Here is a 23,106-nt window from a genome sequence, read left to right as displayed (position 1 = left end):
ACTGTTGTCCGGCTGGCTGGTTGACGCATTCCTGAGCCCTGCCTAGATTATCAGACTAAACCCATGAAAGCCCATATTTGCGTTGTCGCTGCTTGCCTCACGGTTGGCGCACCCCTCGGCTTCGCGGCGGAAAAACCCGCCAAAGCGGACGACCCCGCCTTCATCAAGAAGGCCGCCTTCGCCATCGATTCCAACGTAGCTGCTTGGTACAAGCGCCAGAAGCTGGATGTGCCGGCGGTGACCGATGACGCGACCTTCCTGCGCCGCGCCTTCCTGGTGGCCATCGGCCGCATCCCGACCGGCGAAGAGGCCCGGGCTTTCCTGGAGATTGAGGATCCCGCCAAGCGCACCCAGTTGATCGACTATCTGATGAAGTCGAAGGGTTATTCCAGCACGATGACCAACTGGGCCTTCGACCTGCTGCGGGTGACCGATAGCCGCCCGGGCTTCCAGGGCAATTTCGAACCCTATCGCAACTGGGTCCGCACCGCGCTGGAGAACAACATGCATTGGGATCAGTTCACCAATGCGCTCCTGGCTTCCGTGGGCGACGGCTGGGATCCCAATACTGCGGCGGTGGGCTACTACACCCGCGACCGCGGCATGCCGCTGGACAATCTCGCGAACTCGATGCGCGTCTTCCTCGGCTCGCGGATGGAGTGCGCGCAGTGCCACGATGATCCCTTCAACAAGAGCACCGAGCGCCACGAATTCTTCGAACTCGCCGCCTTCACGGCAGGGCAGAATTCCTATCGCCAGAACCTGATGAAGGATCTCTGGGACGAGCTGGGCGATGCCACCAAGCGCAACTCGGTCGACTACGAGGTCGCCCAGGTGATGTGGGATGGCGTTTACGGCCTGAGCCTCGGTGGTACCGGCGAGGGCAAGATCGCCCTGCCGAGCGACTACCAATACCGCGATGGCACCCCCGGCGAAATGATCGGGGCCAAGACTCCCTTCGGCAAGACGGTCCGCATGTCGGAGAAGCACGACAAGGGCGATGGCCGCAAGGAGCTGGCCGACTGGGTCACCACCAAGACCGGTGAGCAATTTGCCTCCGTGGCCGCCAACCGCATGTGGAAGCGGGTCATGGGCCGCGGCGTCTACGAGCCCGCCGACGAATACAAGCCGACCAAGGATCTGCAGAGCCCCGAGCTGATGGCGGGTCTGATCAGCCTGATGGTCGAGCTCGACTACGATCTGAATGCTTTCCAGAAGGTCCTGCTCAATACCAAGACCTTCCAGTTCGTGCCGAACCCGCAGCCGTCCTCGGTTCCGGGCGGCGATGACTTCCACGGTCGCCAGCTCACCCGCCTTTCGGCCGAGCAGCTCTGGGATTCACTCATCACCCTGGCAGGCGGCGATCCGGACAAGCTCCCGCGGCGCAGCCTCGACGACCGGATCTACGTGAACAACAAGCCGGTCCTGGTCGGGAAGAAGAACATGGTCCAGGTCTCCAAGGAGGTGCTGGCCCTCGATAGCGAAGAGAAGGTCCGCGACTACTTCAACAAGCTCCTCGGCGAGGTCCGCACCGGCGGTGCCAGCGGTAGCAGCAGCAATAGCGACATGATGGGCATGTCCGGCAAGGTCAACCGCTATGGCAAGGATGCCGCCGTCCGCGCTTCCGAGCTGCCGAGCCCGGCACCGCGCGAGCACCTGCTCTACCTCTTCGGCCAGTCCGACCGCGTGGTGGTCGATGGCTCGAGCCGCGAGCCGAACGTTGGCCAGGTGCTCTCGCTGATGAATGGCTTCGTCCAGAACCAACTCGTGAACAACACCGGCGCGGCCCTCTACAAGAGCCTCGAAGGTGCTACTACCGATGAGGAGAAGGTCCGCCGCCTCTACGTGACCATCCTCAACCGCACTCCTAGCACCGAGGAGATGGGCTGGATGAAGGACGAGCTGAAGCGATCCAAGGAGAACGGGGTCCGCAATATCGTCTCTGCCCTCGTGATGTCTTCTGAATTCCTGTTCCTGCAATAAACCCAGTTACCCCTTCCGAAATCATGAATTCCTCGGATTTCAACCGCTTTGACGAGCTGACCCGCCGCAGCTTCATCTCGAATGCCGCCAAGATGTATCTCGGCGTGAATCTGTTCCCGATGCTCGGTTCGAGCATCGCCGGAGCCGCGGGCACTGCGCCTGCTGCCACGGCCAAGGCGAAGAGCGTCATCTATCTCTTCATGTCCGGCGGCATGAGCCATCTGGACACCTTCGATCCCAAGAAGAAGAAGGAAGTGATGGGCAAGACCGAAGTCATCCCGACCAAGGCCACCGACATTATGGTCGGCAAGTGGCTGCCCAAGACCGCGGAGGTCATGGACAAGGTCTGCGTGGTGAACTCGATGTCTTCCCGCCAGGGCGCGCACGAGCAGGGCACCTACATCATGCACACCAGCTACGACATGCGTGGCACGGTGAAGCATCCTTCGATCGGCGCCTGGGTCATGAAGCTGGGCGGTCGTCTCAATCCGGAGATCCCGGGTTACGTGGCGATCGACTCCTCCGCGGAGTATTCCGGCGGCGGTTTCTTCGGCGCGAAGTTCTCAGCCGCTCCGATCGGCAGCCCGACCGAGGGCCTGCAGGATTCCAAGCGTCCGGCCGCCGTTTCTCAAACCGACTTCGACGCCCGCCTGGCCTTGGCGGATCGCCTCAATAAGCAATTCCACGGCAAGTATCAGAACGCCGATGTGAAGTCCTACGAGGAGCTTTATCAGGAAGCGATCAAGCTGATGAACAGCAAGGACCTGAAGGCCTTCAATATCAATGACGAGCCCGCCTCGACCCGCGCCATCTACGGCGAAGGCCGCTTCGCCCAGGGCTGCATGCTGGCCCGCCGCCTGGTGGAGCACGGCGTGCGCTTCGTGGAAGTCCAGCTCGGCGGCTGGGACACCCACTACGACAACTTCAAGTCGGTGGAAGCCCGCTGCAAGGAGCTCGACGGTGCCTATGCCGGTCTGCTCAAGGACCTTGAGAAGCGCGGTATGCTGAAGGACACGCTGGTCGTCGTGGCCACCGAGTTCGGCCGCACGCCGGAAATCAAGAGCGAGCACAACGACGGCCGCGACCACCACCCGGCTGCCTTCTCCTGCCTGCTGGCAGGTGGCGGTGTGAAGGGTGGCTTCAAGTATGGCGAGACCGATCCGAGCGGTGCCCGCGTGAAGGACAAGCCGGTGACCCCGCAGGACTTCAATGCCACCATCGCCTACGCCCTCGGCGTGCCGCATGACCTGACCGTCATGTCGCCCTCGGGCCGCCCCTTCAAGTTCGCCGACAAGGGCGTCCCCGTAGCGGACCTCTTCGCCTGACCCGGGGTTTCGATCATTTCACAGCGCGTGTCTCCGCCAGGGGACACGCGCTTTGTGTTTTTGCCCCCGGCTCATGCCCGCTGAGGCAAGCATGAGCCGGGGATTGTCATGGCAGGAGAATGATGAGTCGCCTCCATATATCCGCCGCTGCCTTCCGAAAAGTGACATCTTTTTTGGCTAAGCACGCCGCCAGGGCCCCGCCGAAGCCAATGGTGATCTACCGCGTGAAGAAGTCCTCGGTCCTGATCCTGCGCCCGCGCTGAGGGCTTGCCCGATACGGAATAATGCGCATTCGGAGCACTCCTAGGAAAGGATTCCTGCCAGCCGTGTGAAATAAATTTTCGCTGTAGTATCAAGCTTCGGGGCCATTGTTAGGCTGCGGATCGCGCCATTCCTGTATGACATCCGACTGTGCTGTTGTGTCGTAATCATACCAATAGGCGTAGATCCTTACAAGCACCCGCCATGCTATGATTTCGTGCATATGGGGGCGTCCCAAGCGCCTCCAATAGCCGAACCCAAGTCGAGTCCTCCCCCACGCGGATTGCCACTGCCTTTGGAGTAGTAGCGCCTGCCTGCCTCGCGGGGTTGCGGACTTCATCGTAGCCGATCATGAAGCGATCAAACCCAAGACTCGTCGCCCTCCTCCTGGCCGTCGGAGTGTCAGCGACCGCAATCAGTTGGTGGATCTCGCAGCGCCCACCAGTGGATGCTGTTTCCACCTCCACTTCTCCCGCCAGTCCAGCCGTCCCCGCCATAGCGGATGCAACGGGGCCGGTGCTGGCCCAAGGCAAGCTTGAGAAGCATGTGCCCGATCGCGAGCTCTTCGGCAGCACCTGGGAAGTTTCCCCGCGCGCCGAACTCGCGTCCTTCGCCGCATGGTCCCGCAAGTATCTCGATGCGGCCCCCGGGGCTCGTTCCAGCATGAGCGCCGAGGGCGTCGGGTTGGCTAAGGCCCGCCGTGAGCTGATGGTCCAACTCATCCGCGACAATCCCCGCGAGGCGATCGCGAACACGCCGCCGGTCATCGTTCGCCAGCAACTGCCGCAAGCCGTGCAGGATTTGCTTGAGGAGCGGGTCTCCGATCGCGGCGATGTTTTCCGTGTGATGGGCATCGCCGGCCCGGGCGAGAACAAGGTGATCCCGACCATCGAGCAGGCCCACGTCGGCGGACGGACTTTCCAAGCCTACCGCTATGGCGACCGTGCTTTGACTCCCTCGCTGAAGGACATCTCGATCCACGGCATCACGCTCGATGGCCAGCTAGCTATCCTGGACAGCCCGGTGCGGAAGATGGAGGCAGGTGAAAGCGCCGCTGAAACCACCGAGGAATGCGTCGTGACCGGCGGTGTCACCGTGGTCCCACCCGATCCCGTCACCAAGGAAACTCCGGTGGCGGAAGTCCCCACCATGCTGGTGGGCAATCACGGCTACCAGCTCTGCTGCCCCTTCTGCGCGGAGGACTTCGAGACCCGGATGGAGCGTCTGGAACGCCAGATGATGTCGGCTCCCAGTGCGGTCCAGGCAATCACGGCGGATGCAGACCAGCCGCGCTCACTTTCCTCCAGCGGGGTGAATGGCAGCGCCGACTATCCGGGCAGGCCGCCCGCGTGGCTGACCCAGGCGACCAACACCATGATCGTGATGCGGGTCGATTTCCCTGACTATCCCTACAACGGATTCAACGAGCAGTACCTCACGGATCAGGTCAACTCCGTGGGCTGGATGATCAATCGCTTCTCTTACGGGAAGTCGCAGCTTTCGCCGCCGACTATCACGCCGGTGCTGCGCATGCCGCGCAACCGGGGCACCTACGACAATGGCAACTACTGGGGCGATATTCTCAACGATGCGCGCAACGCCGCCATCGCCCTCGGCTACAACCCCGATAGCTTCTCCTGCCGCACGATCGTCCACGATGGCTTCGTCAGTGGCGGTGCCGCCGGCTGGGGTGGGGGAGGGGCCATCTGGTGCAATGGCAATGCGTCCGACCGGCTTCTCATTCACGAATACGGCCACGTCTTCTGGCTGCCCCACGCAAACTCTTGGCAGTCCAACGACAACGATCCGCTCTCGGGTGGCCGTTGGCACGTGGAATACGGCGACGACAGCGATCCAATGGGCAACGCCTGGGGCACCAGCGGCTTCAGCGACTACAACGCCTACTACAAAAACCTCCTTGGCTGGTTACCAGATACTGCGGTGGTCCCGGTCACTCACTCGGGTACCTACCGCATCAACCAGTTCGATGGCTGGGGCGACTGGACCAAGCCCGTGGTTCTAAAGATCACCCGCGATAACGATCTCGACTTGTGGGTCATGTTCCGTGGCGACGGCGTGCCGCAGGGCAACTACAACACGGGTGCTTACATCATCGCCGCGAACGGCGAGCGCTTCGGGGATTCCCACGTGCTCGATTTCAACAACACCAACGACGGCACCGGGAATGCTCCGCTCGCCCAAGGCCAGACTTGGACGGATTCCGCATCCGGCATCTCCATCACCACCGCCGGCCGGATGATGACCGACTGGCCGCACCACATGTATGTGAAGGTGGATTTTCCCGCAGCTTACAACCATGGCTACAGGCAGTTGGTGAACGGGGGTATTTACGCCTTCCGTAACAAGAGCTTCAACCAAGCCCTGACTTCGCCGAACTTGACCGCCGGGAATGAGCCCACCATCTCCGCCTACAGCGGGGCCACCAACCAGCAATGGATCGCCCAGCGCAACGGCGACGGCACCTACAGCTTCAAGCGCAACGGCTCGACCGATCTCTTCCTGGATGTCCAAAACAATGGCGGAGGGAACTATAACGAGATTATCCAATGGACTTGGAATGGCGGCGATGCCCAGCGCTGGGATGTGCTCAATTCCTGGGATGGTTACCTCAAGCTCCGTCACAAGGGCACCAACCAATTGCTCGCTGCCGATACCGCGGGCGGCAACTACGGTGACGTGATCCAGTATGAGGACTTCGCCGGTGATGAGGAGAAGTGGGAGCCCTACTTGATCGGGATCAACGACGGCAACTACCGCATGATCCCGCGCCATGCCCCGACCCTTACGATGGCCCTGCGAGGGCGTGGCGACAGTGCCGGCACCAAGGTCGAGCAGCAGTATTGGGGCGGCGGCGACTGGCAGCGCTGGACAACCCAGAATCTTGGCGGCGGACAGTTCAGGATCTACCCGACGGGCAAGCCTGGCCTGACTCTGACGATCGAAGGGGCCAGCACGGCCGACGGCGCCAAGGCGGTGCTTCAACCCTACACTGGGGCCAGCCATCAGAAGTTCACCTTCACTTCCACCGGTATGGGCTTCGTGAGGCTCAGTCCCGTGCATGCTCCTACGATGGCGCTCGACGTCAACGGTGGCAGTGCTGCGGCCGGGTCGGACATCCAGCAATGGACCTATCTCGGCGGTAACAATCAGCAATGGCGCTTCATCGACTCCGACCTCTGAAACCCATGAAAACCTTCCCTTTTCTCGCCGCTGCGGCCTTTGCCTCCCTTCTGGTCCCGACGGCCCATGCTCAGCAATCGCTCACCGTGGGGCCGAAACACCGCTACCGCTTTGACAATGCCAGCGGTGCTCTCGCTGCCGGAGCCCAGATCACGGATTCGATCGGCACCGCGCACGGATTCATCCGTGGTGCCGGCGCCTCCTCGAATGGCAGCGGCGTCCGGCTCACTGGTGGCACCTCCACCACTGCAGCCTACATTGACCTGCCGAATGCTTCCGTTTCCGGCTCCGCGGAAATGTATCCCGGCTTCAATGAGGCGAGCTACGAGGTCTGGGTCACCGTGCAGAGCAACCAGAACTGGTCGCGCATCCTCGACTTCGGCAACAACTCGATCGATGAGGTCACCGCTCCCGGCGGCACCTTCAATGGCTCGGACTACCTGATCGTCACCGCCAATACCGGAACCTCCAACACCATCCGCTTCGAGCGAGGCGGGATCAATCTGGTCGGCGGCGGCCAGCAGGATATCGCGGGCGCTACCACGATTGGCACCCGCATGCACTTGGTCGCGACCTACGAGTCCGCCGCGTCCGCTTGGAAGCTCTACAAGAACGGCACGCAGATCGCATCGGTGTCGACTTTGCTCGGTCCCAGCACGCTCGATGACCTGAACGTCTGGCTCGGTCGCTCGAACTGGGCTGCCGATAGCAACACGGATGCGACTTACGACGAATTCCGTAGCTACGACTACGCCCTGAATGCCCAGCAGGTGCTCGGCAACTACCAGGCTGGTCCCGAGGTTTTGACCTCCGACAACCACGCCCCGGCCTTCGCCACCAATCCGATCAGCAGGCCGAACGCGACGACCTCCAGCGCCTATTCAGGCACGATTGCCGGCACCGCGAGCGACATCGACGCAGGCGACAGCATCACTTACAGCAAGAGCGGCGGCGCCAGCTGGTTGACGGTGGCTACCAATGGAATTTTGGGAGGAACTCCGCCCTATGGCAGTGCCGGAGTGAATGCCTTTACCGTCCGGGCGACCGATTCGAAGGGGCTCTATACCGAGGCCACCCTGAACATCACCGTGGTGAACCCGCTGCCCGGAGGCTGGACTGCAGCGGACATCGGCTCACCCGGCATCGCGGGCAATGCCTCGGAGAATGCCGGCACTTACACCGTGAGTGGCTCTGGTGCGGATATCGGCGGTGTCGCGGATGGTTTCCACTTCGCTTGGCAGACCTTGGCGGGGGATGGGGAGATCCGTGCCCGCGTGACTTCCCAGACGAATACCGATCCCTTGGCGAAGGCCGGGGTGATGATTCGCGATGGCAGCGGCACCGGTGCGGTGAATGCGCTGGTCGCCGTGACTCCCGCGAATGGCTTCACCTTCCAACGCCGCACTGTGGTCTCTGGCAGCACCACTTCCACCGCTGGCCCGGCGCTGAATGCTGCGCCTAACAACTGGGTCCGCTTGACCCGGAGTGGCACACTGGTCACCGCCTACGTCTCCGCCAACGGCACCTCGTGGACGCAGGTCGGCACCTCGGTGATCACCTTGCCCGCCAGCCTGTCTGTTGGCCTCGCCGTGAGCAGTCACAATAGCGCGACGCTGGGAACGACAACCTTCGACAATGTCTCGATCACGCCCTATCCCTCGCCTTGGCTCACGGGAGATATCGGCTCGCCCGGTTTGCAAGGGAGCGCGGAGTATTTCGCCGCGGCACATACCTTGAAAGGAGCGGGGACCATTGGCGGCCTCTCGGATAACTTCCGCTACGTTTATCAAACCCTCGGTGCCAATGGCTCGATCGTGGCCCGGGTCAGCACACTTCAGAATACCGGGACCAATGGCCGGATCGGGATCATGATACGCGATACCTTGGCCGCGAATGCGCGGATGGCTTCCCTCACCGTCAATGGTTCCGGGGCTTGGCGCTGGGAGCGCCGCACGCTCACCGGTGGCTCGGTGACGACCACCAATAGCAGCAGCGGCACCGCGCCAAACCTGTGGGTGCGGCTCGCGCGTAGTGGCAGCACGATCACCGCTTCGCGCAGCACCGATGGAAGCACCTGGACGACCATCGGCAGCGCCACGGTGACGATGGCGAGCAGCTACTACGTGGGACTGGCGGTCGCCAGCGGCTCGACCACCATCCTCAATACCTCCGTGATCGATAATGTGGCGGCCACGCTTACTCCGCCGCCACTCCAGCCGCAGCCGGACACGGACGCCGATGGCTTGCCCGATTCCTGGGAATCGCTCTACGGAAGCCCTGCGCAATTTGCCGCCGATGCCGACTCCGATGGCGACGGTGTCTCCAACTTCGACGAGTATGTGGCGGGCACTGATCCCACAGTTGCAAGCAGTGTCGCCCGCTTGCGGGTGGTCTCAGTAGCACCGGTGGTACTGGCCTTCGAGGGTAAGACCGGCAAGTCCTACACCGTCGAGCGCATGGCCGCGGTTGCCAATGCTTGGCAAGAGGTCCAGTCGCTGGGGCCGATTACCACGGATGGCACCGTGCAGGTCACGGATTCGACGGCCCCGGCTGAGCAGGGGATCTACCGGCTGCAGATCCACCTTCCGTAAACAGGGGGCTCGTCGTAACAGGCCGCTTGGAGCTGATTACTCCACAGCGGCCTTCCCCGCGGGCACCCAGACGCATCCAGCAATGGAGCACTGGAAGGATCGCCGCCGAGTCGGCCATCAACCATCCATCGTCGCCGCAGTCACCACCGCCAGCGCGTGGTCATCTGGAGTGCGGAAGTAACGCTCACGGCCGGACCCGGGGGAGCGCACGATCCAGCAAGATCCGCCATTGTCGCGGTTCACGAAAACCATGCCGCCGCGCTCCAGCACATCAATCCGTGCACGCTTGCCCTGCGGCGTAACCCAGAAGAGCTCGACGATCTCATGCAGGGCATTCGCCACCACCACGGTGTGAGGCTCGCCTTCGTGATCTTCGTCCGGGCTCGAGGCCACGGCACCAACCGGCAGCCACTCGACATTCGAGCGCTCGGAAACCTGGCACAGCTCAGCCAGCTCGGCATCGCTGAGTGCGGCTTGGTTCCACGCCTTGCGGAACTGCAGGGGTGTCCAGCCAAAGGCCTTATTGAAGGAGCGGATGAATTGCTCGCGGCTGTTGAAGCCGGAGGCACGCGCCACATCCATCACCGACTGGCCGCTGCGCATGAGCAGGGCACGGGCGAGGGTTAGGCGGTGCATCGTCAGGTGCTCGGCGAAGCCGGCCCCGGTGGTCTCCTTGAGAATGCGGATGAGCTGGCGCGGGCTCTTGCTGAAGCGCTTGGCAGCGTCGCCGAGTTTGACCGACTTTTCCAAGTTCGGCCGCAACCACTCGTGGAGCTGGGTGACAAGCTGGTCCTTGCGCGGCGAGCGCTTCGCCCCGCGGTCCGGACCAGCGGCAGCAGCCGCAGCCTCGCGCGTGAGGGCAGCCAAGCGCATCGCGGCTGCCACGATCACCAGATCGCGAGACCAGCGTTCGCCCGAGTGGCCTTGGTGGGCGGACTGGGCCTCGCCGGTCAACTCGCCGATCTGCTGGTAAATCACCGGATCCACCGCGCCGACGACCATCGGCTCGCGGCCGGGCAGCTTCAGGCGGATCGTTCCCAGACCCGGCTCGATCGCGAGCAGGTGGCCCGGGCCATTCGGGATCCGGCCTTCCTGCTCAGGCCAGAAAGAGATTTTCACCGGGCCGAGGCCGTTTTCCCAGCGATAAACGAAAGCCGGTCCATTCAGCGTGATCGCGCCATTCGTAGCTGATTCCACGGCTACCACCTTCCACGCTTGCAACTCGGCCCATTGGGGACCGGCGGCATCGAGGACCGTGAGAATATCGTGATCGGCACTATTGGACATGTTTTGACGGCGCAGTTGGGGCTACTCAACGAGTGACCTGATGAGAGTCAACCGTTCGGCACCCCGATGGCAACCGCCGGGAACGACATTTTTTCAACTTTTTCGAGCGCCAAGCGGGCCAAATGGCGGGGCCTCCGAGTCATAAGCCTCAAGAAACCAAACACAGGCGATCGTGGCGGAGGCCGGGAATCCGGCTCCGCCCCTTTACCCGAGTAGCCCCCGGGATGGTCTCAAGGCTCAGAATCCTGGGCCGCGCCGCTGTGGGCAGCGCCCGCGGAGCCCATGCCGATCCCCGGAATCACCCGGCGGACCAGCTTCTTGAGCCCGCTCTCGCCGGCCTCCAGCTCGCCTTCCGCCTGACGCATGGCCTTTTCCCATGCGGGTGCGAAGCCCGGAGCCTGCTCGCGCATCAGCCGCACGGCGCTTTCCGTGATCTGCGCGTGGCGCAGCTCGGCCTTGCCCGGCTTGTTCTGCAGGCTGGCGAGGCTGACACGCAGGTTCTCGTTCTGGCGCTTCTGCTCATCCAGATCCTTCTGGATGCTGTCGTTGCCTTGGGCGTTGATCTTGAGCTGGGTATTCAGGTGGCCCTGCAGCTCGCGGAGTTCATTCTCCAGCTTGCGGATGTCCTTGCCCAAGCGACGGCGGGCGGAGAAGCCCGACTTCCACGCGGCGGCGGCGACCGCAAGTCCGGTCCCGAGGCCACCGACGAAATACCAATTGATGTTTTCCCAGATATCCATGGTTGGTTTGAATGGTCAGCGCTGCGTGGGCTTTTTATCGTTCTTATCGTTTTTCTCCGGAGGCTTGGGAGCCTCAGGCGGTTTGGTCGCTTCGGGCGGTTTAGTCGCCCCGAGCGCGGCGATTACCCGCTCGGTGAGATCGTTCGGGGTCTTGGCGTAGAGCATCAGCGGTACACCGGTATTCGAGATTCCCGAGCTGTCGAATACCCAATCAAAGCCTTCCTCTTTGGCGATTTTTTCGGCGGTGCCGTTAATCAAGGTCAGGCGCTCGCGGATACTGGCCACCATTTCCGTGTTCAGGGCCTGGTGCTTCTCCGCGCTGAAATTCTGATACTCCTCCTGGAGGGACTTCATTTCCTGCTGCTTGAGCATGTACTCGCGCAGCAGCTTCTTGCGGGTCTCCTCGTCAATCTTCGCGTTGGCGTCGCTGAGCTTGCTGCGGCGCAGTTCGAGGTCTGCCATCATCTCATCCAGCGCCACCTTGCGCTTGTCCTTGGCGATCGCCTCGCGCTTGGCCTTGTAGTCCTCGTTGGCCTTGGCGGTGCTATCGAGCTTCAGGAGGATGTCGTTCACCTTCACGGTCGCGACTCGCGGCGCCGCGGCGCTGGCGGAAAGCGTCAGCGCGGACAGTGCAAGGGGGGCGACCAAGCTTCTTATCATCTCCGGGCGCGGATGATGCACGGCCCCCCGGGGGCTGTCCAGCGCCCCGAAAAAAGCGCTGTGGGGGCGCTTCGGGCGGGGTCACCCGGCGATTTGCCCAGGGATGCCGCGTTTCCCGAGCGTTTGCTGAAGACTCCGGCAAGACCGCGCGGCTAGGATGGCACCGTGAACCCTCGCAACAACCGCGTGGTCATTCTCGGCGGCGGGGTGATCGGTCTGTGCTCCGCCTACTACGCGCTCAAACGCGGTTTTTCCGTCACGGTGATCGAGCGCGAGGCGGCGGGCGGCGACAATTGCTCGATGGGCAATGCCGGGATGATCGTGCCGAGTCACTTCATCCCGCTGGCTGCCCCGGGCATGATTTCAAAGGGCCTGCGCTGGATGTTCACTCCGGAGAGCCCTTTCTATGTGCGCCCGCGGGTGGATTTCGGACTCGCTCGCTGGGGCTGGCTTTTCTACCAGCACTCGAATGCGAAGCACGTGGCGGCCACCCGCGAGCTGCTGCGCGACCTGAATCTGGAGAGCCGCCGCCTCTTCGAGGAGCTCAATGGCGAGGAAGACATCGGCCTGCAGAAGCGGGGGATGCTGATGCTCTGCAAAACGGCCAAGGGCCTGGATGAGGAAGCGGAGGTCGGCGCGGAAGCCCGCGAGATCGGCCTGCAAGCGGAAGTCGTGGACGCCGCGGCCGCCGCGAAACTCGATCCGGACATCACCATGGACATCGCCGGTGCGGTGTATTTCCCGCAGGACTGCCATCTGGAACCGGTGCGTTTCATGGCCTCGCTGCGCAAGCGGGTGGCGGCACTCGGCGCGGAGTTCGCCAGCGGCGTGACCATTGATTCGATCGAGACCAAGGGCGGCAAGATCACCGCGCTCAGCGGCGGCGGCCGGCGCTTCGAGGGCGAGGAATTCGTGATCGCCGGCGGCTCGTGGACGGCCGAATTGTTAGAGAAGGTGGGCATCAAGCTGCCGTTGCAAGCAGGCAAAGGCTACTCACTCACCATGCCCACGCCGCCGGAGCTCCCGCAGATCTGCTCAATCTTCGTCGAGGCCAAGGTCGCGATCACCCCGATGGATGGGAAGCTGCGCTTTGCCGGCACCATGGAGGTGGGTGGGCTGGATCTTTCGATCAACGCGCCGCGGGTGAGGGGAATCATCAAGTCGGTGAATGCCTACTATCCGAAGTTTTCCGAGAAAGACTTCGAGAGCGTGAAGCCATGGGCGGGTCTGCGACCGGTATCTCCGGACGGCATCCCGTATCTCGGGCGCAGCAAGCGACTGCCGAATCTGATCGTCGCCGGCGGCCACGCGATGATGGGCCTGAGTCTTGGTCCGGTCAGCGGTAGGCTGGTCGCGGATCTGTTAGCTGGGGAGGCTCCGTTCCGTCCGATCGGGCAGATGGGGCTGGAGAGGTTTGCCTGAGTGGTCCACCCAAGTGAAGCCGCAGGCCCTCGGACTGCTGCGATGATTCGCAGCTTTCGAGTGCAAGGTGGATCATGCATCTCAGGCGTGCGGAAGCGGCCCGCTAGGATCGCCCCATCCCACTCCAACTGCCGACCTCACCCTTCACTCAAAAGCTGCGAATCATCTCAGCAGCCCGAGGGAGGCTACGCCGCCATCAGTTCCCCTGCATCTTCTTCCGGTAAGCCAGCGGGCTGATCCCCACCGCCTGCTTGAATTGCCTTGAGAACGCCGACTGATCCGAATACCCGCAGCTCAGCGCGATCTGCGCAATCACCTCCTCCGTCTGCGCCAAGCGATCACAAGCTGCATCGATCCGCACCTTCACCAGATACTGCCCGGCGGTCACGTGAAAGAGTGCGCGGATTCGCTGGTCGAACTGATAGACCGACAATCCCGCCATCTCCGCCAACTGTGGCAGGCGCAGCGGCTCCTCGAAATGCTTATGGATGTGATCGATCGCCTTCGACATCGCCGCGAAGTCCTCCTGCCGGTCGTGCGGGCCATGGAGGTCGCGCGAGATTCCACAGACGCCGATGATACTGCCATCCTTCCCACGCACGGCTTCTTTGAAGGTCAGGCACCAGCCGCGCCGGCCGCCGGCATAAAGGTGCAGCTCCAGGTGATCGCGGATGCCGTGGCCGGTCTTGAGAATCTCCTTGTCCTGCGAGGCGAAGCCCTCGCCGAGCGGCGGCGGAAAAAGCTGCTCGGCGGTGAGCCCGATGGCGCTCTCCTTGTCCTTCAGCCCGCAGCGGCTTGCCAGGGTCTCATTCACCGCCATGTAGCGGCCGTGGATGTCCTTCACGAAGAACACGATGTCAGGCACCGCGTCGAAGAGGCTGTCCACCGGCGGCATTCCGTCCAGGGACTCGAAGAAACTTTTGCGGAGCCGGGCTGCGGGAGTCATGATTTTCTCCGGAGATCTTAGCACCGCCTGCCTATACGGATTCGGGGGCCGGTGCTAGTGCTTTCGCCTAGACCTTGAGGCTATTCTGCTTGCGCTACCCATGAGTTCCCCGCGATTGCGTGTCATTGATTCCCATACCGAAGGCGAGCCCACCCGCGTGGTCATCGAGGGCGGCCCGAATCTCGGCAATGGCACACTCGCGGAAAAGGCCCGCCGCATGCGCGAGGAGCATGACTGGCTGCGCAGCGCCGTCTGCAACGAGCCGCGTGGCCACGAGGCGATGGTTGGCGCGCTGCTGGTGGAGCCCCACGAGCCGGACTGCTGCTGCGGGGTGATCTTCTTCAACAATGTCTCCACGCTGAACATGTGCATCCACGGCACCATCGGCTTGGCGGTGACTCTGGCGCATCTCGGGCGAATTGCCCCGGGCGAGCACCGCATCGATACGCCGGTGGGCGTGGTGGTGGCCAAGTTGCACCCGGATGGCTCCGTGACCGTGGCCAATGTCCCGAGCTACCGCCTCGCCACCGGAGTGGCGGTGGAAGTGCCGGGGTGGGGGACTGTGACCGGTGACATTTCCTGGGGCGGCAATTGGTTCTTCCTGATCGAGGACCAGGGGCCGGCGGTGGATTTCAAGAACCTGGAGGCTCTAACAAATTTCACTTGGTCCGTCCGCCAGGCGCTCGAAGATCAAGGCATCACGGGTGCGAACGGGATGGAGATCGACCACATCGAGTCCTTCGGCCCGCCCTCGGATCCGGCGAAGTCCGATAGCCGCAACTTCGTCCTCTGCCCGGGCAAGGCCTACGACCGCTCGCCCTGCGGCACCGGCACCAGCGCGAAGCTCGCCAGCCTGCACGCCGCCGGCAAGCTGAAGCCCGGCCAGATCTGGAAGCAGGCCAGCATCCTCGACACCGTTTTCGAAGGCCGCGTGGAAGAGCTGCCGGACGGCAAGGTCATCCCGCACGTCACCGGCCGCGCCTGGGTCAATGGCGAGTCCATCTACTTCTTCGATCCCTCCGATCCTTTCCGTCACGGCATTCCCAGCCCGATCTGATCTAACAACCACCAAGCACCGACCGATATCATGAGCATCGAATGGAAGGGCGTCATGCCCGCCACCCTCACCCAGTTCAACGCCGATCTGACGATCGACCACGCCCAGATGGCCGAGCACGGCAAGTGGCTGGTCGAGAACGGCTGCACCGCGATCGTTTGCCATGGCTCGCTCGGCGAGGGTGCCACGCTGAGCTTCGCGGAGAAGGTGGGGTTGCAGAAGATGTATGTGGAAGCCCTGCCGGGCACACCGATCATCCCGGGTGTGGCATCGCTCTCCACCAAGGAGGCGGTCGATATCGCGAAGGCCGCGAAGGACAATGGCTGCCGCGGTCTGATGGTCCTGCCGCCCTACCTCTACGCCTCCGATTGGCGCGAGATGAAGGCGCACATGTCCGCCGTGATCTCCGCGACCGATCTGCCCTGCATCATCTACAATAATCCGGTGGCGTATAAGACCGACTTCACGCCGAAGCACATCAAGGAGCTGGCGGACGAGCATGCGAACGTAGAGTCCGTGAAGGAATCCTCCACCGACGCGCGCCGCATTGCCGGTATCCGCGAGCTCTGTGGCGATCGCCTGGCGCTTGGCGTGGGAGTGGATGACTGCGCGCTGGAAGGTGCCGCGATGGGCGCGAAGTTCTGGATCACCGGCGTGGGCGGTGCTTTCCCGAAGCACAACGTGAAGCTCTGGGACCTCGGCACCAGCGGCAAGGTCGAGGAAGCGATGCCGATCTACACCTGGATGCTCGAGATGCTGCGCATGGATACCGTGGTGAAGTTCGTCCAGCTCATCAAGCTGCAGCAGAACCTCGCCAGCGGCGGCAAGTTCGGCAACAACCGCGTCCGCCCGCCGCGCCTCGAACTCGAAGGCAAGGAGCTGGCCGATGCCACCGCGATCATCGAGAAGGCCATCGCCACTGCTCCTGCAGTGTAAGCTTCTAGTCTTGCGTCTTCGGTCTTCCTGCCTTCTGTCTCCTTCATGAAATCCACTCTCTCCGGCACCTCGGTCATCGGCTACGCTCGCGGCACCGGCTCTACCGCAGCGGGCCAAGCGGTCCACGCCGCCAGTGGTGCCAAGCTCGAACCGGTCTATCTCTCCGCGACGCCGGAAGAAGTCGACCAAGCGATCGATCTGGCCGCTGCCGCCTTCCCGGCTTACTCGGCGCTTTCCGGCAAGGAGCGCGGGGCCTTCCTGCGCGCCATTGCCGAGCAGATCGAGGGCGTGGTGGATGATATCGCCGAACGTGGTGTGATGGAGACTGGCCTACCGGATGCCCGTCTGCGTGGTGAGACTGTCCGCACCACCGGCCAGCTCCGACTCTTCGCCGCCTTGATCGAGGAAGGTTCCTGGGTCGATGCCCGCATCGAGAAAGCCCAGCCTGAGCGCCAGCCGCTGCCGAAGGCGGATATCCGCTCCATGCTACGCCCGCTCGGCCCGGTGGCAGTCTTCTGCGCCAGCAACTTCCCGATGGCCTTCTCGGTCGCGGGCGGCGATACTGCGGCTGCCCTCGCCGCGGGCTGCCCTGTCGTGGTGGTCGCGCATCACGCGCACCCCGGCGTCGCGGAGATCGTCGCTCAAGCGGTGATGCGTGCCGCAGTGGTGACCAACATGCCGGAAGGTGTCTTCTCGCTGCTCTACGGCGGTGGTCGCGCGGTCGGCGTCCCGGTGGTCCAGCATCCGGTCATCCAAGCGGTCGGCTTCACCGGTTCGCGCAGTGGTGGCACGGCCCTCATGAAGGCCGCCGCCAGCCGCCCGCAGCCGATTCCTGTCTATGCGGAGATGAGCTCGGTCAATCCGGTAGTCATCCTTCCGGGTGCCTTGGAGCGCGGCGAAGCGGCACTTGCGGAAGCCTTCTTCAATTCTCTGACACTTGGCGTCGGCCAGTTCTGCACCAATCCCGGGCTGATCTTTCTGCCGGAGGGAAGCGGCTTCGTTTTCCTCGATCGTCTCAAGCAACTCGTCGGCACCTCGATGCCTGGCGTGATGCTCAGCGAGGGGATCGCCAAGGCCTACGTTGACGCGGTCGAGGCCTTCGCCGGTACCCCCGGCGTGGAGACGATTGCCCGCAGCGCGGCTCCGAATGGCAATGGCCCCGGTGCCGCCGCCGTGTTTTCGGTCTCCGTCCGCCGCTTCCTTGAAGAGGATCTCCTCCAAGGGGAAATGTTTGGTCCTGCTGCCTTGATCGTTCGCGGCACGCTGGAAGAAATCGCAGCGACGATCCCGGAACTCGAAGGCCAGCTCACCGCCACCATCCACGGCACTGAGGCCGAGCTCACCGCTCATTCCTCCTTGGTCCAGTCTCTCGCCAATAAGGCCGGTCGCGTCATCTTCAACGGCTTCCCCACCGGCGTGGAAGTCTGTCACGCCATGGTCCACGGCGGCCCCTATCCCTCCACTTCCGACGGTCGTAGTACCTCGGTCGGCACCATGTCGATCCACCGCTTCGTTCGCGCCGTCTGCTACCAGTCCTTCCCCGACTCCTGCCTCGCGCCGGAGCTGCAGGATGGCAATCCGCTCGGCATCTGGCGGATGGTGGATGGGGAGCTCGGTCGCTAGTCACCAGGTGTCCACTGGGTGGGAGCGGGCCTCTTCAGGGCCAACGGCCCGAACTATACCAGCCTAGGCCAACGGCCTAGGAAAGGCATTCGTCCAATTTGGAGGGCTGAAGGCCCGATCCAACAAGCGTCACGCAGGGTGTGCTGAAGCGCGTCCGATTAGGGCGGGTTTTCAGCCCTTGCATCTCTCGTCCACGACTTCCTGGGCTGTTGGCCCAGGCTGGTATCGCCCGGGCCTCTGGCCCTGAAATCCAACAATACCTCCGCGAAAGTGTCGTCTGCTTGTGTCGAGGCGCTTTTCGCGGTTCCTCACTTCCCCCACATCGACTTCAGCTCATGCACCACCAGCGACTTCACCGTCGCCGGTCCTCCCTCCGCCTTCACCGAGATCCCCTCCTTCGCCGGGAAGCAGTTGTTCGTCGAGGAGATCTCCCCTTCGTTCACAAAGGCCTCCAGGGAAGCGCGGTCGAGCAGGATCTCCAAGGTCTGCACCTTGCCAATCGCCGACCCGTGGGTATTGCCGACCTGAATCCCCTTTGCAGTGAGAATCAGCGGCACACCCCGCAGGTTGAAGCACAGCCTCGAACCCTCCGGAATCTCCACCTCCGCCTTGACGTGGAAGAGTTCTCCCTTCGTCGCCAGCTCCAGCTCCTCGCCTTTCGCCAGGTTGCGCCGTTCCACCTTCGCCTCACTTGCGTGCAGCTTCTCGATCTCCTTCACCGGCTTGCGGAAGATCCGCGGGCCTTCCGGAGTACTGTGCAGCGTCAGCTCACAGGGGAAGCTGATCTGCTGGCTGAAGGGCATGCCCGGGAAGTTGGCTCCGCGCATCCAGACCATCTGGATCCGGCGGTTATCGCCCGTTTCAACATTCGCGAAGCTCTGCGTCGCGTAAAAGACCGGCTCATTGATGTCCCCCGTCAGCTGGGCTCCCTCTTGTTTGAACTCCGTCCCATTGAAGCTGCCCAAGGAATACTTCCCGTCGGCATGCACCAGCACCCACTTCTTCTTGTTCGGGTCGCTATCCAGCGCCAGCTCGAAGAAATCCGGGCACTCGAAGCTGTCCGAAATGGGCTTCTTCTCGTCCTTCCACTCTAACAAATTCTGCGAGGTCAGGATGTGATACTTCCCGCCGCCGTAGAGGAACATCACCCAGTGCTTCCCCGGCTCATACCAGAAGACCTTTGGATCCCGCTCAGGGAAGACCATGTAGGGATACTTCTCGTAAGCCTCCCAGGTTCGGCCGTGGTCGAGGCTGTAGTGCATGCCCTGGCTCTTGTTATCCGCGCCCGACCAGAATGCGATCATCGGCGGCTTGCTGGGATCGGGTGAAAGCCCCGATGTATTCTTGTAGTCGATCACGCAGGTCCCTGACTGCACGCCGGCATCGAGTTCATCCTCCCAGAAAGCTGGCTCAAGCTCCTCCCAGTGCACCAGGTCCTTGGTCACCGCATGGAGCCAGCACTTGTTCCAGCGCTGGGCGAACATGTGATACTCGCCGTCATAGTAGATCATGCCATTCAGGTCATTGATCCAGCCTTCCTGGCGCATCCCGGGATTCAGCCGGTTCATTGTCCACTGCCGCGCCGTGAAGTGGAATTGCGGCCGCAACGCCTCCTCATAGAGCTTGCCTGCCGTGATCGGATAGACCTCGGGCGTATCGGTTTGCGAGAGCTTCCCCACATTCACATGGCCCCATTGACCGCTCGCGCGGTCCACCACCTCGATGTGGGCCCGCTTCCCGCGCAGTTCCCGCACATCCCAGCTGGCTGCCCGCAGATGGTCACTGTTGCGGCCCGTCGCGCTGCGCACGATCTTGCCGTCCACCATCAGGTTCATGCAGGTGTGGCGCTCGTAATCACCGCCACCGATACTGTATGAGATGAAATCCCGCGAAATCGTGAATTCCGGAGAAGCAAGGAAGCCCCGCGGCTGATCGCCTTGCATCTCGCTCGTGATAACCGCTGCGCCGTCCCCGGCATTCTCGATCTCCAGCTTCTTGATCGTCTCGCCGCGGGCCGGACCGCCTTCGAAGGCATTCCCGCTCGCCTTCCAGTCTCCGTAGCCGCTGCCTTTGAAGTCGGTGAGCGCGATGTCCTGGGCGAGGCATGCCGAGGACCAAAGGAAGAGGGCTGGCACAGAGGAGCGGAATGGATTCATGGAGAAGAGAGTTTACTTGGCGTTGGAGAAGCTTGGGCGGAGGCGTTCGGCAAAACTTGGCAGCGCTGCCACAGCATGAGGCCCTTCCTGATACCAGAAGGCCACGCTGGTGTAGTCATCGGCATCCGTCGTCGCGGGCTTGCCGTTGTCGTGTTGATTCTGAATCTCGACTTTCAGTCCGGACTGGAACCGCACCGGATTCGCGACATACCAGCGATACATCCGGTTCACCCCGTTTTCGTTCATCGGATGACCACAATACGGCGAGGAAAAGGTCGGCCACTTGGCGCTGGCCCAGCAGGAGCCAAACTCGTCCTCCGTCCCCGGCGTGTGACCGAAGGACTTGCCGTCGAGGTGGAAGATCGTATCGCCCTCACCGAACCAAACCGGCAGGTCCCGCGAGACGACTTGTAAGAAGCAGCCGACATATTGCCCGCGGCCCTTCGCCTCTAACATCGTGTGCAGCCCATCCTTGACCGGGTTGCTGCGCCGCCACTCGCAGTGCAGGCGGCTCTTCTCGTTGGCGAAGACCGCGTCCTGCTCGGCATCGATCCCATAGGCCAGCTTCTGCGAATAGTCGCGGTCGCCATCGTTTGCCAGTACGAAGCGCGCGCCCTTGGAGAAGGGCATCGGCAGATAGCACGCGAAACATGCCAGGTTGATCTGCATCGGCGCCGATTGGTAATCGACTGACTTACCGCCGATCGCACCGAAGAAGTCAGCCAGCGGCAGCTGGATACTGGGCTCCGTCGCGCCATCCCAATAGATCTTCAAGAGCAGGCCCGGATACCAGCGGCCCACAGTATCATCGGTGATGTAGAAATAGGTGATCTTTCCCGGCCCCTTGAATTCTGCTAGCAAGGTCTCTCCACCTTTGGGCACCGATGCCTGATGGAAGTTCGTCTGCGTCGCCGAGATCCCGTCTGTGATCCGGAACAGATCCGCCGTCGATTGCGCTTCAGCGCTCCCGCCTGCCAACGGGAGCAGGCAGGCAGCGAGGCAGCCCAATGTCCTACCTCGCTTCATCGCCATGAACAATGGTGGGGGCTATTTCCTCGATCGCCATCTGTTCCTCCGGCACTTGAAGCGTCAGCTCCATGCCGTAGTGCAGCCCTTCCACTTTCGGTAGCAGCAGTTCTAACACATCCGGCTGCTGGAAGTGCTCCGGTTTGGTCTCCGGGTGCGGGTAGTAGACGAAACCTTCCAGAGGCTCCTGCCCCGGTAGCAGCAAGCGGATATCAAAGAAGGAAAAATCCTCCGCCGGTTCCACCGGGTGCCACTTCAGATTCCGGAAGGTATGCCGCGCCTGCCGCACCACATAGCGCTGCGGTGCAAGGCTGACATTGATCGTGCCCGGATAGAAGTCATCCAGATCCACCCCCAGCTCCCGGAAGAAGGGTGCCTGCATCCGCAGCGTGCCGCCGGGGAAGCGCGGGTTGCCATTGAGGCCCGAGGCCACGCGGTGCCCTTGTAGCACCCGGACCGTGAAAGTTTGCCAATCGTGCGCCATCGCTCGCTTCAGTTCGCTTTGATCTTCTTGTCCATTTCCTCAAGGGCGACTCTCTTGGTCTCCGGGAAATACCGTGCCACCACGAAGAGCTGGACCAGCATCATCGCAGCGAAGAACGCGAAGGGCAGGCCTGCTCCGGACTCGCCGAGGGGCTTCGCCACGAGCCTGAAGCCATAGGTGGTCACAATCGCCATGAACCAATGCGTGAAGCTGCCAAGGGTCTGGCCCTTGCTCCGCACCTCGGTGGGGAAGATCTCGCTGATGAATACCCAGATGACCGCGCCTTGGCCGAAGGCGTGGCAAATCACGAAGCCACCGAGCAGCCAGAACAACATGCTGCCATTGCCACCGCCGCTGAAAATCCACGTTACCATCGCAAGCGCGAGGCCGCAGCCAACGGTGCCCCAGATTAGCAGCGGCTTGCGACCCGCCTTGTCGATGATCGCCATGCCAACCAGCGTGGCGACGAGGTTAACGACACTGAGCAAGAAGGTCTGGAAAGCGCTCTGCTCCTTGTTGAAGCCTGCCATCGCGAAGATCGGATCGGCATAGTACCACAGGGCGTTGATGCCGCCGAGCTGATTGAACATCGCCACCGCGATCGCGAGGAAGACCGGCTTGGCGTGAGCGGCGACGAACAAGGGCGCGGAACGGCTGCTGCCCTCGGCATGGATCGATTCGCGGATCGCGCTCATCTGGCCTGTGATATTCGAGACGCCTATCCTGCCGAGCACTTTGGCGGCCTCCTCTTCTTTGCCGGTCATCATCAGCCAGCGCGGGCTGCGCGGGATGAAGAAGAGGCAGATCAGGAAGGCGAGCGAGGGCAATGCCTGGACGCCGAGCTTCCAGCGCCACTCCACATCGCCGAGGTCCATCTTCCCGATCAGGAGATTCGACAGGTAAGCGACTAGCACGCCGATCACGATGTTCACCTGGAAGCAGGCTACCAGACGTCCCCGCCAGGAGGCCGGGGCGATCTCGGCCAGATACATCGGGCAGAGCACAGAGGTGGCACCGACCGCCAGACCTCCCAGAATCCGCGCGATCACCATCATCCACAAGCCGTTGGCGAAAGCGCAGCCGATCGCGCACAGGAGATAGAAGGCGGCCGCCACTTTCAGGGTATCGCGGCGGCCCCAGCGGTCGCCCGGCCTGGCCGCGGCCAGCGAGCCCACCGTGGCCCCGATCAGGGCGGAGGCAGTCATGAAGGCCTGCTCGTTCGTGCTCAGGGCGAAGACCTGCTGCAATTGAGCCTGGCAGCCGGAGATGACCGCCGTGTCGAAACCGAAGAGCAAGCCGCCTAGCGCACCGGCCATGGTCGCGCCTAACAGGGCAGGGGAGATCCGGACCTTCTCTTCTCCCGCCACGGGGCCACTCTCGACAATCGGTATGCTCATTGGGTTTCCAT

At 62.6% G+C, this 23,106-nt stretch carries 16 protein-coding genes; 8 read left to right on the top strand and 8 right to left on the bottom strand.

Translation table 11 applies throughout. The features are described from left to right. The first annotated feature begins 63 nt into the window (after positions 1-63). The 4 genes from BV071_RS06150 (at position 64) to BV071_RS06130 (ending at position 9,361) form a co-directional block, all read left to right on the top strand. Positions 64-1,983: a DUF1549 domain-containing protein gene (locus BV071_RS06150; RefSeq protein WP_052572961.1), complete on the top strand. Its 1,920-nt coding sequence runs from the start codon at positions 64-66 to the stop codon at positions 1,981-1,983. A gap of 23 nt (positions 1,984-2,006) precedes the next feature. Continuing rightward, the gene (locus BV071_RS06145) at positions 2,007-3,308 is read left to right on the top strand and encodes a DUF1501 domain-containing protein (RefSeq protein WP_035603473.1); all 1,302 of its coding nucleotides are present in this window, start codon (positions 2,007-2,009) and stop codon (positions 3,306-3,308) included. A 612-nt stretch (positions 3,309-3,920) separates the two neighbouring features. After that, positions 3,921-6,770 carry an RICIN domain-containing protein gene (locus tag BV071_RS06135; protein WP_081885824.1) on the top strand — a complete coding sequence of 950 codons (2,850 nt, stop codon included), beginning with the start codon at positions 3,921-3,923 and terminating at the stop codon, positions 6,768-6,770. A 5-nt stretch (positions 6,771-6,775) separates the two neighbouring features. Beyond that, positions 6,776-9,361 carry a LamG-like jellyroll fold domain-containing protein gene (locus tag BV071_RS06130; RefSeq protein WP_035603463.1) on the top strand — a complete coding sequence of 862 codons (2,586 nt, stop codon included), beginning with the start codon at positions 6,776-6,778 and terminating at the stop codon, positions 9,359-9,361. 117 nt (positions 9,362-9,478) lie between these two features. On the opposite strand, the gene BV071_RS06125 is transcribed toward BV071_RS06130, so the two are convergent. The 3 genes from BV071_RS06125 to BV071_RS06115 form a co-directional block, all read right to left on the bottom strand. After that, complete coding sequence (locus BV071_RS06125) at positions 9,479-10,648, bottom strand: helix-turn-helix transcriptional regulator (protein WP_035603461.1); 1,170 nt, start codon at positions 10,646-10,648, stop codon at positions 9,479-9,481. A 230-nt stretch (positions 10,649-10,878) separates the two neighbouring features. After that, positions 10,879-11,388, bottom strand: coding sequence for a hypothetical protein (locus BV071_RS06120; RefSeq protein WP_035603458.1), 510 nt, complete (start codon positions 11,386-11,388; stop codon positions 10,879-10,881). 15 nt (positions 11,389-11,403) lie between these two features. Beyond that, on the bottom strand, positions 11,404-12,036 hold the full coding sequence (locus BV071_RS06115) for an OmpH family outer membrane protein (RefSeq protein ID WP_035603455.1): 633 nt from the start codon (positions 12,034-12,036) through the stop codon (positions 11,404-11,406). 177 nt (positions 12,037-12,213) lie between these two features. Here BV071_RS06115 and BV071_RS06110 point away from each other — a divergent pair, with 177 nt between their 5' ends. Further along, positions 12,214-13,470, top strand: coding sequence for an FAD-dependent oxidoreductase (locus BV071_RS06110; protein WP_265594125.1), 1,257 nt, complete (start codon positions 12,214-12,216; stop codon positions 13,468-13,470). A 196-nt stretch (positions 13,471-13,666) separates the two neighbouring features. Here BV071_RS06110 and BV071_RS06105 read toward each other — a convergent pair whose 3' ends face one another. Further along, entirely contained in the window at positions 13,667-14,416 is a 750-nt protein-coding gene (locus BV071_RS06105) for an AraC family transcriptional regulator (RefSeq protein WP_052572960.1), read from the bottom strand. A 100-nt stretch (positions 14,417-14,516) separates the two neighbouring features. On the opposite strand from BV071_RS06105, the gene BV071_RS06100 reads away from it, so the two are divergent. The 3 genes from BV071_RS06100 to BV071_RS06090 are packed head-to-tail and all read left to right on the top strand — an operon-like array spanning position 14,517 to position 18,032. Then, positions 14,517-15,473 carry a proline racemase family protein gene (locus BV071_RS06100; RefSeq protein ID WP_035603453.1) on the top strand — a complete coding sequence of 319 codons (957 nt, stop codon included), beginning with the start codon at positions 14,517-14,519 and terminating at the stop codon, positions 15,471-15,473. A gap of 30 nt (positions 15,474-15,503) precedes the next feature. Beyond that, positions 15,504-16,409, top strand: a complete 906-nt coding sequence (locus tag BV071_RS06095; protein WP_035603450.1) for a dihydrodipicolinate synthase family protein — start codon at positions 15,504-15,506, stop codon at positions 16,407-16,409. Positions 16,410-16,454: 45 nt separating this feature from the next. Then, a complete protein-coding gene (locus BV071_RS06090; RefSeq protein WP_035603447.1) occupies positions 16,455-18,032 on the top strand; it encodes an aldehyde dehydrogenase (NADP(+)) in 1,578 nt (525 codons plus the stop codon). Between the two features lie 308 nt (positions 18,033-18,340). On the opposite strand, the gene BV071_RS32560 is transcribed toward BV071_RS06090, so the two are convergent. Genes BV071_RS32560 through BV071_RS06070 form a run of 4 tightly spaced genes read right to left on the bottom strand, consistent with a single transcriptional unit; the run spans position 18,341 to position 23,095 of the window. Next, a complete protein-coding gene (locus tag BV071_RS32560; RefSeq protein WP_052572959.1) occupies positions 18,341-20,188 on the bottom strand; it encodes a glycoside hydrolase family 32 protein in 1,848 nt (615 codons plus the stop codon). 12 nt (positions 20,189-20,200) lie between these two features. Then, positions 20,201-21,214, bottom strand: coding sequence for a glycoside hydrolase family 172 protein (locus BV071_RS06080; protein ID WP_265594124.1), 1,014 nt, complete (start codon positions 21,212-21,214; stop codon positions 20,201-20,203). After that, complete coding sequence (locus tag BV071_RS06075) at positions 21,201-21,698, bottom strand: hypothetical protein (protein WP_052572958.1); 498 nt, start codon at positions 21,696-21,698, stop codon at positions 21,201-21,203. Before BV071_RS06075 ends, BV071_RS06080 begins: the two co-directional genes overlap by 14 nt. Before the next feature lie 8 nt (positions 21,699-21,706). Next, positions 21,707-23,095: a sugar porter family MFS transporter gene (locus tag BV071_RS06070; protein WP_265594123.1), complete on the bottom strand. Its 1,389-nt coding sequence runs from the start codon at positions 23,093-23,095 to the stop codon at positions 21,707-21,709. Positions 23,096-23,106: the final 11 nt, after the last annotated feature.

It is taken from the genome of Haloferula sp. BvORR071, from assembly GCF_000739615.1.
Lineage (GTDB): Bacteria > Verrucomicrobiota > Verrucomicrobiia > Verrucomicrobiales > Akkermansiaceae > Haloferula.
Note: the sequence above shows the minus strand (reverse complement) of the source record. Positions and strands in the feature narration are given on the sequence as shown.

Bases quoted from the DNA above. Each gene is read 5' to 3' on its own strand.
- BV071_RS06095 (WP_035603450.1), top strand. From the start codon at position 15,504: ATGAGCATCGAATGGAAGGGCGTCATGCCCGCCACCCTCACCCAGTTC.
- BV071_RS06150 (WP_052572961.1), top strand. From the start codon at position 64: ATGAAAGCCCATATTTGCGTTGTCGCTGCTTGCCTCACGGTTGGCGCA.
- BV071_RS06145 (WP_035603473.1), top strand. From the start codon at position 2,007: ATGAATTCCTCGGATTTCAACCGCTTTGACGAGCTGACCCGCCGCAGC.
- BV071_RS06070 (WP_265594123.1), bottom strand. From the start codon at position 23,095: ATGAGCATACCGATTGTCGAGAGTGGCCCCGTGGCGGGAGAAGAGAAG.
- BV071_RS06090 (WP_035603447.1), top strand. From the start codon at position 16,455: ATGAAATCCACTCTCTCCGGCACCTCGGTCATCGGCTACGCTCGCGGC.
- BV071_RS06130 (WP_035603463.1), top strand. From the start codon at position 6,776: ATGAAAACCTTCCCTTTTCTCGCCGCTGCGGCCTTTGCCTCCCTTCTG.
- BV071_RS06100 (WP_035603453.1), top strand. From the start codon at position 14,517: ATGAGTTCCCCGCGATTGCGTGTCATTGATTCCCATACCGAAGGCGAG.
- BV071_RS06120 (WP_035603458.1), bottom strand. From the start codon at position 11,388: ATGGATATCTGGGAAAACATCAATTGGTATTTCGTCGGTGGCCTCGGG.
- BV071_RS06080 (WP_265594124.1), bottom strand. From the start codon at position 21,214: ATGAAGCGAGGTAGGACATTGGGCTGCCTCGCTGCCTGCCTGCTCCCG.
- BV071_RS32560 (WP_052572959.1), bottom strand. From the start codon at position 20,188: ATGAATCCATTCCGCTCCTCTGTGCCAGCCCTCTTCCTTTGGTCCTCG.
- BV071_RS06125 (WP_035603461.1), bottom strand. From the start codon at position 10,648: ATGTCCAATAGTGCCGATCACGATATTCTCACGGTCCTCGATGCCGCC.
- BV071_RS06105 (WP_052572960.1), bottom strand. From the start codon at position 14,416: ATGACTCCCGCAGCCCGGCTCCGCAAAAGTTTCTTCGAGTCCCTGGAC.
- BV071_RS06075 (WP_052572958.1), bottom strand. From the start codon at position 21,698: ATGGCGCACGATTGGCAAACTTTCACGGTCCGGGTGCTACAAGGGCAC.
- BV071_RS06135 (WP_081885824.1), top strand. From the start codon at position 3,921: ATGAAGCGATCAAACCCAAGACTCGTCGCCCTCCTCCTGGCCGTCGGA.